The sequence below is a fragment of the Oleiphilus sp. HI0117 genome (genome assembly GCF_001635235.1).
The window spans coordinates 1-527 of sequence record NZ_LWGA01001181.1 but is presented as its reverse complement, the minus strand read 5'-3'; the positions used below and the strand labels follow the sequence as shown (position 1 = coordinate 527).

Genomic DNA, 527 nt, shown 5'->3' with positions numbered 1-527 from the left:
GCCGATAAGCTTGATATGGGGGAGGCACAGGAAACCTTTGTTAAGAATCTAAAGAAACTGGCTCAGCTCGGTTTTATGGGGCTCAATATCTCGAGTGAATACGGCGGTACCAATGCCGGTACCGTTTCCTTTAGTTTGGCCATCACTGAAATAGCCAAGGCTTGCGCTTCGACAGCAGTTACAACATCGGTAACAAACATGGTTGCTGAGGTTATCCAGGCGGTTGGCAGCACACAACAGAAACATTCTTATCTACCAAAACTTTGCTCTGGTGAATATTCTGCCGGAGCATTCTGCTTGACTGAGTCTCAGGCCGGTTCGGACCCTTCATCAATGAAATGTTCCGCTACTAAAACAGCTTCGGGCTGGGCGCTAAATGGCAGCAAGCAATTCATTACCAGCGCAGAATATGCTGGCGTATTTGTTGTCTGGGCTCTGACGGATAAGAGTGCGGCAAAAGGAAAAGGCATTTCTTGTTTCCTTGTCGAGGCGGGGACTCCCGGCCTAATAATAGGAAAACCCGAACA

1 protein-coding gene is annotated in these 527 nt (G+C 48.4%); it reads left to right on the top strand.

Translation table 11 applies throughout. The annotated features are described in order from the left end of the window. Window positions 1-527: acyl-CoA dehydrogenase family protein (locus A3757_RS20810; RefSeq protein WP_197470180.1), on the top strand; the 527-nt coding region annotated here is incomplete at both ends.